The sequence below is a fragment of the Secundilactobacillus angelensis genome (genome assembly GCF_012641075.1).
GTDB lineage: Bacteria > Bacillota > Bacilli > Lactobacillales > Lactobacillaceae > Secundilactobacillus > Secundilactobacillus angelensis.
This window is the reverse complement of sequence record NZ_JAAXLJ010000015.1, coordinates 20,235-35,662: the sequence shown is the minus strand read 5'-3', so window position 1 is coordinate 35,662 and position 15,428 is coordinate 20,235. Positions and strand designations below refer to the sequence as shown.

Here is a 15,428-nt window from a genome sequence, read left to right as displayed (position 1 = left end):
TGAGTGCAAGATGAGTTTTAAAATCAACCGAGACAAATCAAAGCGCCGCGTTGCAATCACACCCTGGGAGAAATACCAGTCTGAGGAGCGGCAACGTGCTGCAAAAAAGACTAACCGGGTTCAGCGAATCGGCGCTAAACTGCCCCGGCTGAAACAGCAAAAACACCGTCGTCTTGCACAACGAATGGGTATCTTATTAGGTATTTTTGGACTAATCTTGATTGTGTCGGGTTACTATGTGTCGCCACTGAGTCATATTGGCCGTATTAACGTTTCAGGCAACCACGCGTTGTCTGATCAGCAGGTAGTCAAAATGAGCGGTGTCAGTCACGGTGATTCTATTTATCGAGTGATTGGCAAAGAGCAGCAGTTAGCAAAGCAAGTGAGAAAGAGTCACCCCCGGGTCGACCAAATTTCATTTTCGGTGGCTCATTTCAACCGATTGACGATTCGGGTCAAGGAATATCCCACAGCTGGTTTCGTTCCTGCTAATGGCTATTATCGAGTTGCACTGACGAGCGGGGTAATTTCAAAGGAGCGGCAAAAGCAACCCTCTGGTAGTTACCCGGTTTACGATAAGTTCAAGTCGTCCAAGCAGCTTTCACAAATGATTCGGCAGTATGCTAAATTATCAAAAAAGATTCAAAATGGTATTTCGGAAATTCAATTTTCACCAACGAAAGCCAATCCGGAACGTGTTCACTTGTATATGAACGATGGCAACGAGGTATATGCTTCGATTTCGACTTTTGCTAGTAAAATGGCTTATTATCCTAGTATTGCGGCGAAAATGTCGCATAAGGGAATTGTTAATTTGGAAATTGGCGCCTATTCGTATTCGTTTTAAGGGGTAAAAAATAACCAGACGATTCCAGTGTTGGTGAAAACGGTTTTATAAATTGCGCATTATTGCGCCATATAAGGGCAATAATGCCTTTTTTAACGAGTGGTGTTTGTGGTAAACTGGAAAGTAAATTAAGACTTTTTCATGAGAATTCATTAAATCGAAATCAGAGGAGGTTCCTGCTACTATGGATACTTCAGGCATGTATGTAGGACTTGATATCGGAACAACCTCAATTAAAGTCATCGTGGCAGAGTATTTAGAGGGACAACTGAACGTGCTGGGCGTCGGCAACGAACGCGCAGCCGGTCTGAGCCGTGGCGTGATTGTGGATATTGATAAGGCAAGTGAAGCAATCAAACGCGCAGTAAAGGCTGCTGAAGAAAAGGCCAGCATTCAGATCCACGATGTGATTGTGGGTATTTCGGCAAATATGTTAAAAATCGAACCAGTAACTGGGATGGTTGCCATTGGCGATCAAGCTCGTGAAATTACTGATCAGGATGTTAGGGATGTCGCTGCTGCGGCAATTATTCAAAATCTGCCACCAGAGCGTGAAATTATTAATCTGGTGCCCGACGAATTTATTGTCGATGGTTTTGATGGCATTAAAGATCCGAGATCGATGGTTGGCGTTCGACTCGAAATGAACGGGATGCTCTTTACTGGGCCAAAAACAATCGTACATAACACTAGAAAAGCGGTTGAACAGGCTGGATTGAATGCGCAATTGGCAGTGGTTAGTCCAATCGCCCAAGGCTTAAGCATTCTCAGTGATGGCGAACAGGATTTTGGAACGGTTTTGCTAGATTTGGGCGGTGGTCAAAGTACCGCTGCTGTCATTCATGATCATCGTCTGAAGTTTGCGGAGGTTGATCCTGAGGGCGGCGACTACATCACCAAGGACATTTCAGTGGTTTTGAACACCTCGATTGAAAATGCAGAGAAGTTAAAACGTAATTACGGCTTTGCTGATTCATCTCGTGCTTCGGAAGATAATCAATTTCCGGTGGATGTTGTCGGACAGAGCAGACCCAGTGATATTTCAGAAAAGTATTTAGCTGAGATCATTGAAGCCCGCTTAATGCAGATTCTTGGAAAGTTGAAAACTCAACTGGATGCCACTAACGCCTTATCATTGCCGGGGGGGATCGTACTCACCGGTGGTGTTGCAGCCTTACCAGGGATTACTGATTTAGCTCAGGATGTTTTTGATGTTCCGGTCAGAGTTTCCATTCCTGATCAAATGGGACTTCGACACCCGTCATTCACTCAGGCCTTGTCATTGGTCAATTACCGTGGTCAGATGAGCGAAGTTGCCTTACTGGTACAGTCGGCATTAGCTGGCAATGATCAATTGGCTTCGCAAGTTGAACAACGGCCAGAACCACAGCAGTCTGTCGAGGTGAGCGATACTCGCCATACTCAAACTGTACAAAGTCGTGCAAGCAAAACAAATAAGCCGAAGAAACAACGTGGACAGGGAATTAAGAAATTCTTCACAGATTTCTTTGAATAACCCGATTACTGGAGGGATTTAAAAATGGAATTTTCGTTAGATTCAACACAAAATCGAGGCGCCGATATTAAAGTCATTGGCGTTGGTGGCGGTGGCGGTAATGCCGTTAACCGAATGATTACAGAAGACGTTAAGGGTGTCGAGTTTATTGTCGCTAACACTGATGTTCAAGCTTTGGAGGCTTCCAAGGCAGAGACTAAAATCCAATTAGGACCTAAATTGACGCGCGGATTAGGTGCCGGATCTAATCCAGAAATTGGTGCCAAAGCTGCTCAGGAAAGTGAAGATCAAATCAGCGAAGCATTAGCCGGTGCTGATATGGTATTCGTAACAGCTGGTATGGGTGGTGGAACCGGTAACGGTGCTGCTCCAGTAGTGGCAAAGTTAGCTAAGGAACAGGGTGCCTTGACGGTGGGGGTTGTTACTCGTCCATTCACTTTTGAAGGCCCTAAGCGTTCTCGTTTTGCTGCGGAAGGCGTTGCTGCCATGAAGGAAAACGTCGACACATTGATTGTTATTGCCAACAACCGGTTATTAGAGATTGTTGACAAGAAGACACCAATGATGGAAGCCTTCCAAGAAGCCGATAACGTTCTTCGTCAAGGTGTCCAAGGAATTTCGGACTTGATTACAAGCCCTGGTTACGTGAACTTGGATTTTGCCGATGTTAAAACGGTGATGCAAGATCAAGGTGCTGCTTTAATGGGCGTTGGTTCTGCTAACGGTGAGAACCGGACGGAAGACGCGACCAAGAAAGCCATTTCTTCACCATTGCTTGAGGTTTCTATTGATGGTGCAGAACAAGTTCTGCTGAACATTACTGGTGGCCCAGACTTATCTCTCTTTGAAGCCCAAGCTGCATCAGAAATTGTTTCTCAATCAGCGACTAGTGATGTCAACATCATCTTTGGGACATCCATCGATGAGAATTTAGGTGACGAAGTCAGAGTTACGGTGATTGCCACCGGAATTGATAAGAAGAAAAACGGTGCAAAAAGCCGCACAGCTCGTCGTTTAGCTGACGATTCAACGCCAGTCAACGATGCACATCGTGGAAACACGGAAGGCCAGATGGACAGCTTTAACGCTGGCCAAAGTGGTCAAACCCAAGGGTCTACAGAATCCCGTCGACCAGATTCTAATGAATTCGATGGTGTTTCAAAACCCGATTTTAGTGTCTTTAACAACGATGATTCTTCAACTGCATCGGATGACGATTCTGGTCTTGATACCCCGCCATTTTTCAAACACCGTCGTAAGAATGATTAGCCTTGATAAATAGCGAAAGGAGCGTTTTTTATGGGAAAGTTTAGTATGAGTCGCTTTTTCGGGATGGATGATAATTACGAAGATGATGCTGACGTCTCCCAAGACACTCGGCAACAGCTAGCTGATCAGTCACTCGCACACAATTTGCACCAGCGGCATGATGACAATAAAATTGTGTCGTTAAACGCTTCACGCAACACTGCGAATCCAGCAAGCAAGATTTCCTTGTTTGAACCAAGGTTGTATGCGGATGTTCAAGAAATTGCAAAACAGTTGCTCAATCAGCAAGCTGTAATCGTGAATTTTAGTCGAATTAATGATGCTGATGCTCGCCGGATCGTTGATTTTTTGACGGGTACTGTGTTTGCTATAGATGGTGATATCGAACGAATTGGTGATGCCATCTTTTTGTGCACGCCCAAGAACTTTGAGATCACTGGAGATCTCTCGGCCACTCTAGGCCAGAAATTGAAGTAAGGAGTGAGGATTTGTTCGCATTTGTCTCTTTTGTTTTTTGGTTGTTAGGTAAAGCAATTGATATTTACATGATGGCCATTGTTGTTTACGCGTTATTGAGCTGGTTTCCAGGAGCTTATCAAACCAAATTGGGACAATTATTGGGAGCAATTGTTGAACCCTTTCAACGCTGGTTCAATTTTGCGACAATCGGTATGATCGGTTTTGCACCGCTAGTAGCGATTTTCGTTCTCGGCATTGTTCGCAGCGGATTAGTGTATCTCGAACAGATTATTTTCAGACTTATGGCAATGTAATTAGGAGGAGTTGACTTTGGCTGATCGCATCGCGCAGCATTTTCGAGTAGAAGAAGCACCCTTTATTGAAAGTGCCACGGGTTGGATTCAACAGGCCAGTGATGAGTATCGGCCAATTTTGACCCATTTTTTAAATCCGAGGCAGCAGTATATTTTATCCACGCTAGTTAATAGTGATGCCGAACTGAAGCTTAAGTTTCAGGGAGGTTACCCTCAAGCGGAGATGCAACGTGCCATGATCTATCCCGATTACGTTGAATCCACAGACCTTGATTTTGAAATCAAACTGTTTGAAGTGGATTACCCAAGAAAATTTACACAGCTGCAGCACGGACAGATTCTAGGTTCTGTATTGGGTGCTGGAATTGACCGGGACGTGCTGGGGGACATCATCACTGATGGTGATAGTTGGCAGTTCTTCATCACTGCGGATATGAGTCGCTACGTGGTTTCTCAAGTTGACCGTATGGGCAAGATCAAAGTACGGCTGAATCAATTGGATTTAGCTAATCATTTGGTTCCAATCGATGCTTGGGAGGAGGAAAGTACGACACTTTCTTCGACGCGACTCGATAATGTTGTGGCAACCGGCTTTCACTTATCCAGGCACCACGCTAAAGAGTTAATTGAAGCGGGTCGAATCCAACTGAACTGGAATGACTTCGACCGGCCTGATTACCAATTAGAGCATCAAGACATCATTTCAGTTCGTGGCTTCGGCCGTGTTAGGTTAACCAGTGTTAACGGCGTGACTAAAAAGGATAAACTGAAGGTCACACTGGCAGTGCTGCATAAATAATTGCAATTGGGGAGGAACACACTATGGTACTTAGCCCATTGGACATTCACAATAAAGAATTTTCAACAAAGTTACGGGGATATAACGTTGATGAAGTTAATGATTTCTTAGAGCAAATCATTAAGGACTATCAAATTACTTTGGATCAAAATAAGAAGCTGTCTGAACAGGTGGCTTCTGCTGAAGAGAAGTTGAAGTACTTTAATGATTTGAAAGATTCTTTGAATCAATCGATCATTGTGGCTCAGGAAGCCGCCGACAAGGTGAAGTCTAACTCGCAAAAAGAAGCTGAAATCATTAATCAGGAAGCACAGAAACAGGCTACTGATACGGTAAGCGAAGCAACTGAAAAAGCGAACCAACTGATGTCTGAAGCTTCTAAGCGGGCTCAAAGCTTAGCCGTTGAAACTGATGACTTAAAGAAGAGTACCCGGGTTTTCCGCCAACGCTTGCAAGTGATGCTTGAAAGTCAGTTAGCAGAAATCAAGAGCGACAGTTGGGATAATTTGCTTAAAGACGACGGTTCGTCAACCTATGATGAGATTCAAGAAGCCATTAAGCAGAACAAGCTTGACAACGGGAATGATGATGGCGTAAACTCGTCATCACAGGCTAATGATAAGTCAGATTCATCAGAAGAGATTTATGATGCTGATCAGCCAGTTGATCCCAACAACGATCAACAGACTGAGACAGTTGTTATTTTCCCAGACGATGAAGCTAATGACAGTTCTAACCAGTAGTCTGCAGTTAAACTTTAAAGCGGTATGGAGAACAGAAAGCATAGTAGTAAGTTTCAGCGAGCCGGTGTGATGATGGAAATCCGGTAACCTCTACTGATATGCAGATCATCTTCTAGCTGTCTGACTGAAACGTAAGTCAGAACGGGTCGGCTCCGTTAATGGCTAAGATAAGAGAGTTATTGATTCTAAAATTGGGTGGTACCACGAAGACTTCGTCCCTTGGGTGAGGTCTTTTTTTGTACTATCTGATAATTTGAGGAGGGACCCTAATTGCGGGTAAAAGACACACTGAATTTGGGCAAGACCAAGTTCAAAATGCGCGGTAATTTACCAGTCAAAGAAGCTGAACGTCAAAAGGCTTGGGCTGATAACAAAGTGTATCAATTGAGACAAAAATTAAACGAGGGTAAACCAACCTTTATCTTACATGATGGCCCACCATATGCTAACGGTGATATTCATATGGGTCATGCATTGAACAAGATTTCTAAGGACTTTATCGTGCGTTACAAATCAATGAATGGTTTTCGAGCACCCTATGTTCCTGGCTGGGACACTCATGGTCTGCCAATCGAACAGAAGCTGACGCAACAAGGATACGATCGTAAGAAGATGTCGACGGTTGAATTCCGAAAATTATGTCGTCAGTACGCCTTGGAACAAGTTGATCGTCAACGTGAAGAGTTCAAGCGTTTAGGCGTTGCTGGTGATTGGGACGATCCATACTTGACCTTAAAACCAGAATTCGAAGCGCAAGAAGTTCGTGTTTTTGGGGCCTTCGCAAAACGGGGCTTAATCTTTAAAGGTAAGAAACCAGTCTTTTGGTCATGGTCGTCTGAATCAGCAATGGCCGAAGCCGAAGTTGAATACCACGATGTGACATCACCTTCCGCTTTCTACGGCGAACAAGTCGTCGATGGTAAGGGTGTCCTAGAAAACGGCAATACATACATGGTTGTCTGGACGACGACACCATGGACGATTCCAGCTTCAGAAGGAATCACAGTGGATGCTAACTTTGATTATTCCGTTGTTCAACCTAAGGGCGAGGATCGTAAGTTTGTTTTAGCTACTGAATTAGTTGACGATTGTGCCGAACGATTTGGTTGGGAAGATGTTAAAACACTGAAGACCGTCAAGGGTAAAGAACTTGACCGTGTTCTGACGCAACATCCATTCTATCCTGACCGAAAGTTAGTCACGATGCTTGGCGACTTCGTTACGTTGGATGCAGGTACTGGTCTTGTCCATACTGCTCCTGGTTTTGGTGAAGATGACTTCTACGTCGGTCAAAAATATGATCTACCAATTTTAGTACCAGTTGATGACAAAGGGTACATGACGAGTGAAGCTGGTCCAGATTTTGAAGGTGTCTTCTACGATGATGCTAACAAGATTTCGTTGGATAAATTAAAAGCTGCTAATCTTCTGTTAGACTACATGCCTTATGAACATAGTTATCCATTTGATTGGCGGACTAAGAAGCCGGTTATCTTCCGGGCAACACCACAATGGTTTGCTTCGGTGGATAAGATGCGTGACGAAATTTTGGCTGCCATTGACGACGTTCAATTCTTCCCAGATTGGGGCAAGAAGCGCCTGCACAATATGATTCGTGATCGTGGCGACTGGGTCATTTCACGTCAACGTGTATGGGGCGTTCCGCTTCCAATTTTCTATGGTGAAGATGGTGAGGCCATCATCACGCCAGAAACCACTGAACACGTGGCGCAATTATTTGAGAAGTACGGTTCAGACGTTTGGTTCGATCGTGATGCGAAGGACTTGCTTCCTGAAGGCTTTACTTCACCACACTCGCCAAACGGTCAGTTTACTAAGGAAACCGATATTATGGATGTTTGGTTCGACTCCGGTTCATCTCACCAAGGGGTGTTAGTTGAACGGCCAGAACTCGAATACCCGGCTGATCTCTATCTTGAAGGTTCCGATCAATATCGCGGCTGGTTCAACTCAAGCTTGATTACCAGTGTTGCGGTTTCTGGTCATGCGCCTTATAAGGCAATTCTTTCTCAAGGATTTACTCTTGATGGCGAAGGTCACAAGATGAGTAAGTCGTTGGGCAACACGATTGCACCAGCTGAAGTCATTAAAAAGATGGGGGCTGAAATTGTTCGGCTTTGGGTTGCTTCTGTTGATAGTAGTGCTGACGTCCGGGTCTCAATGGACGCCTTCACAAAGATTTCTGATGCTTATAAGAAGATCAGAAACACCATGCGTTACATGCTGGCCAACACCAGTGACTTTGATCCCGAGACTGACGCAGTGCCAGTTGAAGAGTTAGCTTCCGCTGACAAGTACATGTTGGCGCAATTTAACCAGTTCGTGGAAAGTGTCAAAGGTCACTACGATCAATACGATTTCTTGGATATCTATAAGGAATTAATGAATTTTGTGATTTCTGACCTATCTGCTTTCTACTTGGACTTTGCTAAGGACATCTTGTACATTGATGCTAAGGACAGCCGTTCGCGTCGTTCGATGCAAACCGTACTTTATGACATCGCTGCAGGGATGACGAAGTTGTTAACACCGATTTTGCCACATACGGCAGAAGAAGTTTGGCCATTCTTGAAGGAATCTGAAGATTACGCACAATTAGCTGAAATGCCAACTGTTCAACACTTTAATAATGAAGATCAGCTAGTTGCCAATTGGGACGCCTTCATGGAATTACGGTCCGATGTTTTGAAATCCTTGGAAGAAGCTCGTGATCAGAAATTGATTGGGAAAGCTTCCGAAGCAAAATTGACCTTGTACCTCGATGACAAGCAGACTAAGTTGTTAGATGATCTAGATACCGATGTCCGTCAGGTGCTGTTGGTATCAGGTTTAACGGTTGCCTCAATGGCAGATGCACCAGCCAATGCTGAAAACTTCAATGATGGCGTTGCCATTGTTGTTGCCGAAGCTGATGGTGAAGTTTGCGAACGTTGCCGGATGACCCGCGAAACTGTGGGTGACGACAAAGACTACCCACACTTCTGTGATCGTTGTGCAAAAATTGTGCGCAAAGAGTTCCCAGAAACGGTTGGGGTTGCTTTCGAAGAAAAATAAGATGTAGTGCCATATAAGAGCGAGAGTGAGACGATGCAGTCTCATTCCCGTTCTTATTTTCTACAAACGGGAAAAATTAATTTTACAATTTTTTCTAATTGTTTAGCTTTCACCATGCCGTTGCCTTGATTTAGTGTGACAGGGTAGTTTAAAATAAAAAGCGAGTTATTTCATTGATGAAATCATTTAAATCCACCGGAGATGCTTCACGATGGCTTAGCCGGCGACGAATGAAAAGTGCCACTGTGAGATGAAGATATTCAACAATCAATTGACAATATGAATGGAGTGGCAGGATGATAAAAGGAAAAGTAGAACGCTATAATGAACAAAGCGGTTTTGGCTTTATTAAAAGTGAAGCTGGCGAATCGGTTTTCGTCCACTACACGGGCATTGAAATGGGTGGTTTCAAAAAGTTAACGCCGGGTCAAGAAGTTGAATTCGTGATTGTTGAGGGTCAAAAAGGACCACAGGCAGCGCGGGTGCGCCCAATTCAAGAAGAAAGTAAAGCAGATTCTGAAGACCAGCGATAATGTTGAGGGATGATGGGATGAATTTAGAAGAAAAAGTTGTGGCACATGACGCTATTTACGATGGCGCCATTATTAATGTCGAACGCCAAACCGTTGAACTTCCCAATGGTGAAGAGGCCTACCGTGAAATTGTGCACCACTCAGGTGCAGTTGCTGTCATGGCGATTACGAAAGAAAATAAAATGATTTTAGTTCGCCAATGGCGGTCACCAATTGGTCGTAGCACGCTGGAAATTCCTGCTGGTAAACTGGATGATCGTGACAGTGCAGACCCAAGACACGCTGCTATTCGGGAATTGAACGAAGAAATCCGGCTACATCCAAATCATTTGGAACGGCTGGCAGGCTTTTATTCTTCCGTCGGCTTTTCTGATGAATACATGACGTTATACCTTGCAACGGATTTGCAGCCGGTTAAGTCTGAGTTGCCTCGTGATAAGGGTGAGAATTTGAACGTTCAAGCCTACTCCTTGGACGAACTCAAAACGATGGTAGCAAACGGCGAAATAGAAGATGCTAAAACGGTCATGGCCGTATGGCGCTTTGAAATAATGGCATTAAAAAAGTAGGTGGCGCATATCGCATATCAAAATGATGATCATCGGTCTGATGATGAGCAACAAGCGTTGAGCCGTAGTGCATATCGAGAAGCACAGCGACGCAAACAAGAAGAATTTGATCGCCGTGACCGGGAACGGTTGAAAGCGGAAAAGCGTTACGCTAAAGAGCATAGTGACCCAGAATATGGTCAGCAACAGGAACAAGCGGTAGCCACGGACAAAGTTAATCGGCTTAAGCACCGATTGGATTGGGCAATTCTCTGGCTGGTTCTGGGAATTATCGCGGTCTTTTTGATCCTATTTTTTGTTGAATTTTAACCTAATAAAGTGAGGACAATAATATGAAATATGGTATTTTATGTGCCATGGATGAAGAAATTGAGACGCTGAAAAATGCATTGAAGAATGAAAAGGTGGTCGATATTTCTGGCGTTTCGTTTTACGAAGGCACCATTAGTGATCAGGATGTGGTATTGGTCCGTTCTGGTATTGGTAAAGTTCAAGCTGGTTTGACGACGGCATTGCTGATTACTCAGTTCCACGTGGACGTGGTGATTAATTCTGGTTCTGCAGGTGGTATCGGTGAAGGATTACACGTTGGTGACGTTGTGTTATCGACTCAAACGGCCTACCATGATGCGGATGCTCGCGCTTTTGATTACGTTTACGGACAACTACCAGGCCAGCCAGCACGGTTCGATGCTGACAGCACTTGGGTTGCCAAGTTGGAAAAGGCTGCTGAAGCAACTGGTCTGAACGTTAAAACGGGATTGATCGTCTCTGGTGATCAGTTTATTGCGAGTCACGAAGCAGTTGAAGAGATTCTAAAGCATTTCCCGGATGCGTTATCCAGCGAAATGGAAGGTGCTGCAGTTGGTCAAGTTGCCCACCAATTCAACACGCCATACGTGGTGGTTCGCGCTATGTCTGACGTGGGTGATGAGAATGCTGGCGTCAGCTTTGATGACTTTATTATTGAGGCTGGGAAACGTTCAGCTCAAATGTTATTAGCGTTGTTTGCTGCTTAACGTGTAAAAGGAGTTTTTAAAGTGAAAGAAATTTATTTAGATAACGCAGCGACAACCCCCATTTCAGAAGAAGTTCTCACTGAAATGACGGATAAGCTGCAAAACGTCTATGGTAACGCGTCGACGCTGTATGGTTTAGGTCGTCAGGCACATACGGTGCTGGAAAACAGTCGCCAGATTATTGCCCGGAGTATCAATGCGGATGAAGATGATATTATTTTTACTAGTGGCGGGACCGAAAGCGATAATACAGCTATTATGCAGACGGCTTATGCTCGGCAGTCACTAGGAAAACACATCATTACCACGGCGGTTGAGCATGAGGCTGTTTTAAAGCCATTGCATTTTCTGGAAGAGCAGGGGTTTGAAGTAACGTATCTGCCCGTTGATGAAAATGGTCAAATCAGTATGACAGATTTTAAACAGGCGTTACGAGACGATACCATCCTAGTGACGATTATGATGGGCAATAATGAAGTTGGTACCCACATGCCAATTCACGAAATTGGTGAGTTGTTGAAGGATCATCAGGCTTGGTTCCATACGGATGCTGTTCAAGCATATGGGTTGCTTGATATTGACGTTAAACGCGACCATATCGATATGTTGTCGACGTCAGCCCATAAGATCAATGGTCCTAAAATGGTGGGCTTCCTATACCGTAAGACCGGAATTAACTTTCCCAGTTTTATTAAGGGTGGCGACCAGGAAGAAAAACGGCGTGCTGGAACGGAAAACGTGCCAGGAATCGCTGGAATGGCAGCAGCTGTAAAGACGATCACTACCGAGGAAAAGGCCCATCGGCAAGCGAAGTATTATCAATTTAAGCAAGAAATTGTTCAAGGGTTAACCGATGCCGGTGTTGATTTTGACGTTAACGGCTCATTGGATAAAGACAACTTGCAGCACGTTTTAAATATTTGGGTCAAGGGCATTTCAACATACGTCATGCAGACTAATCTTGATTTGGCTGGGATCGCGGTATCTGGTGGTTCTGCTTGCACGGCGGGTTCAATCGAACCTTCGCACGTGTTAACGGCAATGTTTGGTGAAGATAGTCCACGAATTTCAGAATCGATTCGAATCAGTTTCGGTCGATACACAACTGAAAACGACATCGCGGCTTTGGTAACCAATATTTCAAAAATTGTGTCTCGTGTGAAGACACGCAGTGAGGTGAAGTAAGATGGCATTTAATCAAACAGCTAAACTACAGGGTGATGACCAAGATTATACAATCAGTAAGGGAATCAAAAAATTTTCACTCAGAGATGTCGGCTTTACTGAAAGTAAAAACGGCAGCTTTACACTGAAACGTTCACTGGATCCAACTTCGCCGTACAGCGCCAGCGTGGAGCTGAAGGTCACCGTCAACCCAGACTTAAGCGGTTTTAAGATGGCCGCAGTGGCTGGTAACGGGTTACGTGAAGTCAACATTTTTAAAATGGAACGGACGGATGCCTTTCTCGAACAATTCCATTACATTATGGAAAACCTAGCAGAACGGGAAATCATTGTGCCTGCAGAGCACTAAACGCTTGCAATAGCAGGCATTGGCGTGTATTATCATTTATACTGGATTTTTGCGACCTTCAACTCGTGGATTCTCCAGAATCTGTTATGAAGTGATGGTGATTTTATGCAAGACAACAGCCAAACACGTGTGGTTGTCGGCATGAGCGGCGGGGTTGACTCGTCGGTTGTTGCACTGCGCCTAAAGCAGCAGGGCTATGACGTTGTCGGTGTGTTCATGAAGAATTGGGACGACACTGATGAAAACGGCGTCTGCACAGCTACTGAAGACTACAAAGACGTGGCTAAAGTTGCTGCTAAAATTGGAATTCCGTATTACTCAGTTAATTTCGAAAAGGAGTACTGGGACCGGGTCTTTACTTATTTCTTAGATGAGTACAAGAAGGGCCGGACCCCTAATCCTGATGTGATCTGTAATAAGGAAATCAAGTTTAAGGCGTTTTTAGACTACGCGTTGGATCTTGGCGCCGACTATATTGCAACTGGTCATTACGCCCAGTTAAACCGCGATGCAGATGGTCATATGCACCTAATGCGTTCGGTTGATACAAACAAGGATCAGACGTACTTCCTTAGTCAGCTTTCCACGGAACAGCTGGATCGGGTCATGTTTCCAATTGGCGACATCACTAAGCCAGAAGTTCGTCGAATCGCTGAAGAAGCTGGCTTGGCAACTGCTCACAAGAAGGATTCCGTTGGGATCTGTTTTATTGGTGAGAAGAACTTCAAGGGTTTCCTTGGTCAGTACTTACCAGCTAAACCCGGTAAGATGATGACGATTGACGGTGAAGTTAAGGGCGAACACGCTGGCCTAATGTACTATACAATTGGCCAACGGCGCGGTCTTGGTATCGGTGGTGACGGTGAGGATAACGAGCCTTGGTTCGTTATTGGCAAGGATTTAAAGAAGAACGTTCTTTATGTTGGTAAGGGTTATCATAACCCACATCTTTACGCAACTCATTTAGATGCCTCAGATATTCACTGGGTCAATAACATTGACCGCGGTCAGGACTTCCGGGCAACTGCCAAGTTCCGTTATCGTCAAGTTGACACTGGCGTTACCGTTCATCTTTCAGATGACGGCCAAAAAGTAACGGTAGAATTTGATGATCCTGTCCGTGCAATTACGCCGGGTCAGGCCGTTGTTTTCTACGATGGTCAGGAGTGCTTAGGGAGTGCCATTATTGACGCTGCTTATAGTAAGGAACGTCAGCTTCAATACGTTTAAATTTTGACAAAAGCCAACTCAGGTTCCTCGTGAACTTGGGTTGGTTTTTTGATGTTAACCTGTCATAATAGTACTGATTTATTTTTTTAAAACCATTGGTAGTGAAGAGGGAAGTACAGTGAGATTATTTTTTTTGCGGCACGGTAAAACCGAATGGAACCTTGAATCACGCTACCAGGGAGCTGGTGGCGATTCACCGCTCTTGCCGGAAAGTTATGATGAAATTAAACAGGCGGGGGCTTATTTGAAGCAATTCAAATTTGACCATATCTATGCTAGTCCAATTAAGCGAGCCCGCGATACCGCTAGGACAGTCCGTCAATATTTACCTGGTCGACCGAAACTTAGTCTATTAAGTCGTTTGGAAGAATTCCATCTGGGTAAAATGGAGGGCATGTTGTTCAAAGAGGCTCAGACTCGTTTTCCAGAAGAATTTGACGCTTTCCGTAATGCACCAGCCGACTATCGACCGGTGGAGATCGGTGGGGAAAGTTTCCAGGAACTGATCAATCGAATGACACCCGCGATTTCAATGATCGTCAATAACTATCCGGAGGCTGATCAAAACATCCTCATCGTCAGCCATGGTGCAGCTTTGAACGCCGAAATTAACGCGTTGCTAGGCACACCGTTGGCTCATTTACGGGATCGAGGCGGGTTGAGTAACACGTCTACCACAATATTAGAGACCCTTGATAGAGGTGCGCACTATGACCTCGTCGCATGGAATAAAACCGATTATTTAAAACGTAAACTTGATGCAACAGATACCATTTAGAGAGGCGACAACATGAATAAGTCAGATAACCCAGAAGAAACTGCCAAGAAAAAGGCTGAACGAGAGGCAAAACAGCGAGAATCAGAACAGCTGATGCACCGGCTGATTCAAGAAATTGATGACGACCCTGATAATTATCATACCTACTATGATCTTGGCGCGCTATTGGTCAACCTTAAGAGCTACACGCAAGCTGAAGAGTTGATGGTGAAAGCACTTGGGCTATTTGCTGATAAATCTCGTACAGCTAAGGACACGTTAACTTACGGCTTGGGCAACGTCTACTACGAAGCTGGTGAGTATCAAAAGGCAATTGAACAGTTTAATCAAGTTAAAGACACCAAGCTGAAAAGTGATGCGTACATGATGCTGGCTCAAAGCTATATGGGGAATAATGACCACAAAACGGCTTTGGCTTTTGCGTTGACTGCGGCGGAAAATCATCAACAAGATCCACAAGTCAATCAGTTGATTGCTGATAATCTACTGGCGGTTGGTAGTTTTAAGGACGCGGCGAAGTATTACGACAAGACTTTGGCTAGTGACCCGAAGAACGGTCGGGCACAGTTTGACCGCGGAATTGCTGCCGTTGTGTTGGAAGAAGACGCCAGTGAATATTTCGAGCAAGCCAAACGGTTAGACTCAAAGTATTATGAAAACGGTCAGAAACGCTTGGCGGATATTCAAGCCGCACTGACTCAGAAGAAAGATAATCAATCAAAGGCTTAAGCTGAAAGTGGGAT

Annotated in this window: 17 protein-coding genes; all 17 read left to right on the top strand. The window is 44.6% G+C overall.

The genetic code is table 11. From position 1 onward, the window contains the following. The first annotated feature begins 10 nt into the window (after positions 1–10). The 17 genes from HC026_RS08605 to HC026_RS08525 all read left to right on the top strand — a co-directional run bounded on the left by HC026_RS08605 (position 11) and on the right by HC026_RS08525 (position 15,414). Complete coding sequence (locus HC026_RS08605) at positions 11–847, top strand: cell division protein FtsQ/DivIB (RefSeq protein ID WP_168925587.1); 837 nt, start codon at positions 11–13, stop codon at positions 845–847. A gap of 184 nt (positions 848–1,031) precedes the next feature. Further along, the gene (ftsA, locus tag HC026_RS08600) at positions 1,032–2,363 is read left to right on the top strand and encodes a cell division protein FtsA (protein ID WP_168925586.1); all 1,332 of its coding nucleotides are present in this window, start codon (positions 1,032–1,034) and stop codon (positions 2,361–2,363) included. Between the two features lie 24 nt (positions 2,364–2,387). Further along, on the top strand, positions 2,388–3,632 hold the full coding sequence (gene ftsZ / locus HC026_RS08595) for a cell division protein FtsZ (RefSeq protein ID WP_168925585.1): 1,245 nt from the start codon (positions 2,388–2,390) through the stop codon (positions 3,630–3,632). A gap of 30 nt (positions 3,633–3,662) precedes the next feature. Continuing rightward, positions 3,663–4,109, top strand: coding sequence for a cell division protein SepF (locus HC026_RS08590; protein ID WP_168925584.1), 447 nt, complete (start codon positions 3,663–3,665; stop codon positions 4,107–4,109). 11 nt (positions 4,110–4,120) lie between these two features. Then, positions 4,121–4,405, top strand: a complete 285-nt coding sequence (locus tag HC026_RS08585; RefSeq protein WP_269814116.1) for a YggT family protein — start codon at positions 4,121–4,123, stop codon at positions 4,403–4,405. Positions 4,406–4,421: 16 nt separating this feature from the next. Then, on the top strand, positions 4,422–5,204 hold the full coding sequence (locus tag HC026_RS08580) for a YlmH family RNA-binding protein (RefSeq protein WP_168925583.1): 783 nt from the start codon (positions 4,422–4,424) through the stop codon (positions 5,202–5,204). Between the two features lie 23 nt (positions 5,205–5,227). Continuing rightward, positions 5,228–5,947, top strand: coding sequence for a DivIVA domain-containing protein (locus tag HC026_RS08575; protein ID WP_168925582.1), 720 nt, complete (start codon positions 5,228–5,230; stop codon positions 5,945–5,947). 270 nt (positions 5,948–6,217) lie between these two features. Further along, complete coding sequence (ileS, locus tag HC026_RS08570) at positions 6,218–9,022, top strand: isoleucine--tRNA ligase (RefSeq protein WP_168925581.1); 2,805 nt, start codon at positions 6,218–6,220, stop codon at positions 9,020–9,022. Positions 9,023–9,318: 296 nt separating this feature from the next. Further along, complete coding sequence (locus HC026_RS08565; protein WP_168925580.1) at positions 9,319–9,555, top strand: cold-shock protein; 237 nt, start codon at positions 9,319–9,321, stop codon at positions 9,553–9,555. A gap of 17 nt (positions 9,556–9,572) precedes the next feature. Next, positions 9,573–10,124: an NUDIX hydrolase gene (locus HC026_RS08560; RefSeq protein ID WP_168925579.1), complete on the top strand. Its 552-nt coding sequence runs from the start codon at positions 9,573–9,575 to the stop codon at positions 10,122–10,124. Next, positions 10,125–10,433 (top strand): hypothetical protein, encoded by a 309-nt coding sequence (locus tag HC026_RS08555; protein WP_168925578.1) that lies wholly within the window; start codon positions 10,125–10,127, stop codon positions 10,431–10,433. Positions 10,434–10,456: 23 nt separating this feature from the next. Next, on the top strand, positions 10,457–11,143 hold the full coding sequence (locus HC026_RS08550; RefSeq protein WP_168925577.1) for a 5'-methylthioadenosine/adenosylhomocysteine nucleosidase: 687 nt from the start codon (positions 10,457–10,459) through the stop codon (positions 11,141–11,143). Between the two features lie 21 nt (positions 11,144–11,164). After that, positions 11,165–12,328, top strand: coding sequence for a cysteine desulfurase family protein (locus HC026_RS08545; RefSeq protein WP_168925576.1), 1,164 nt, complete (start codon positions 11,165–11,167; stop codon positions 12,326–12,328). 1 nt (position 12,329) lies between these two features. Further along, positions 12,330–12,677 (top strand): DUF1831 domain-containing protein, encoded by a 348-nt coding sequence (locus tag HC026_RS08540; RefSeq protein WP_168925575.1) that lies wholly within the window; start codon positions 12,330–12,332, stop codon positions 12,675–12,677. A 105-nt stretch (positions 12,678–12,782) separates the two neighbouring features. Next, positions 12,783–13,907, top strand: a complete 1,125-nt coding sequence (gene mnmA / locus HC026_RS08535; protein WP_168925574.1) for a tRNA 2-thiouridine(34) synthase MnmA — start codon at positions 12,783–12,785, stop codon at positions 13,905–13,907. 118 nt (positions 13,908–14,025) lie between these two features. Further along, entirely contained in the window at positions 14,026–14,685 is a 660-nt protein-coding gene (locus tag HC026_RS08530; RefSeq protein WP_168925573.1) for a histidine phosphatase family protein, read from the top strand. A gap of 12 nt (positions 14,686–14,697) precedes the next feature. Continuing rightward, positions 14,698–15,414: a tetratricopeptide repeat protein gene (locus tag HC026_RS08525; protein WP_168925572.1), complete on the top strand. Its 717-nt coding sequence runs from the start codon at positions 14,698–14,700 to the stop codon at positions 15,412–15,414. Positions 15,415–15,428: the final 14 nt, after the last annotated feature.

Excerpts from the sequence above, each read along its gene's own strand:
- HC026_RS08605 (WP_168925587.1), top strand. The coding sequence starts at position 11 with ATGAGTTTTAAAATCAACCGAGACAAATCAAAGCGCCGCGTTGCAATC.
- ftsA (WP_168925586.1), top strand. The coding sequence starts at position 1,032 with ATGGATACTTCAGGCATGTATGTAGGACTTGATATCGGAACAACCTCA.
- ftsZ (WP_168925585.1), top strand. The coding sequence starts at position 2,388 with ATGGAATTTTCGTTAGATTCAACACAAAATCGAGGCGCCGATATTAAA.
- HC026_RS08590 (WP_168925584.1), top strand. The coding sequence starts at position 3,663 with ATGGGAAAGTTTAGTATGAGTCGCTTTTTCGGGATGGATGATAATTAC.
- HC026_RS08575 (WP_168925582.1), top strand. The coding sequence starts at position 5,228 with ATGGTACTTAGCCCATTGGACATTCACAATAAAGAATTTTCAACAAAG.
- HC026_RS08565 (WP_168925580.1), top strand. The coding sequence starts at position 9,319 with ATGATAAAAGGAAAAGTAGAACGCTATAATGAACAAAGCGGTTTTGGC.
- HC026_RS08560 (WP_168925579.1), top strand. The coding sequence starts at position 9,573 with ATGAATTTAGAAGAAAAAGTTGTGGCACATGACGCTATTTACGATGGC.
- HC026_RS08550 (WP_168925577.1), top strand. The coding sequence starts at position 10,457 with ATGAAATATGGTATTTTATGTGCCATGGATGAAGAAATTGAGACGCTG.
- HC026_RS08540 (WP_168925575.1), top strand. The coding sequence starts at position 12,330 with ATGGCATTTAATCAAACAGCTAAACTACAGGGTGATGACCAAGATTAT.
- mnmA (WP_168925574.1), top strand. The coding sequence starts at position 12,783 with ATGCAAGACAACAGCCAAACACGTGTGGTTGTCGGCATGAGCGGCGGG.
- HC026_RS08525 (WP_168925572.1), top strand. The coding sequence starts at position 14,698 with ATGAATAAGTCAGATAACCCAGAAGAAACTGCCAAGAAAAAGGCTGAA.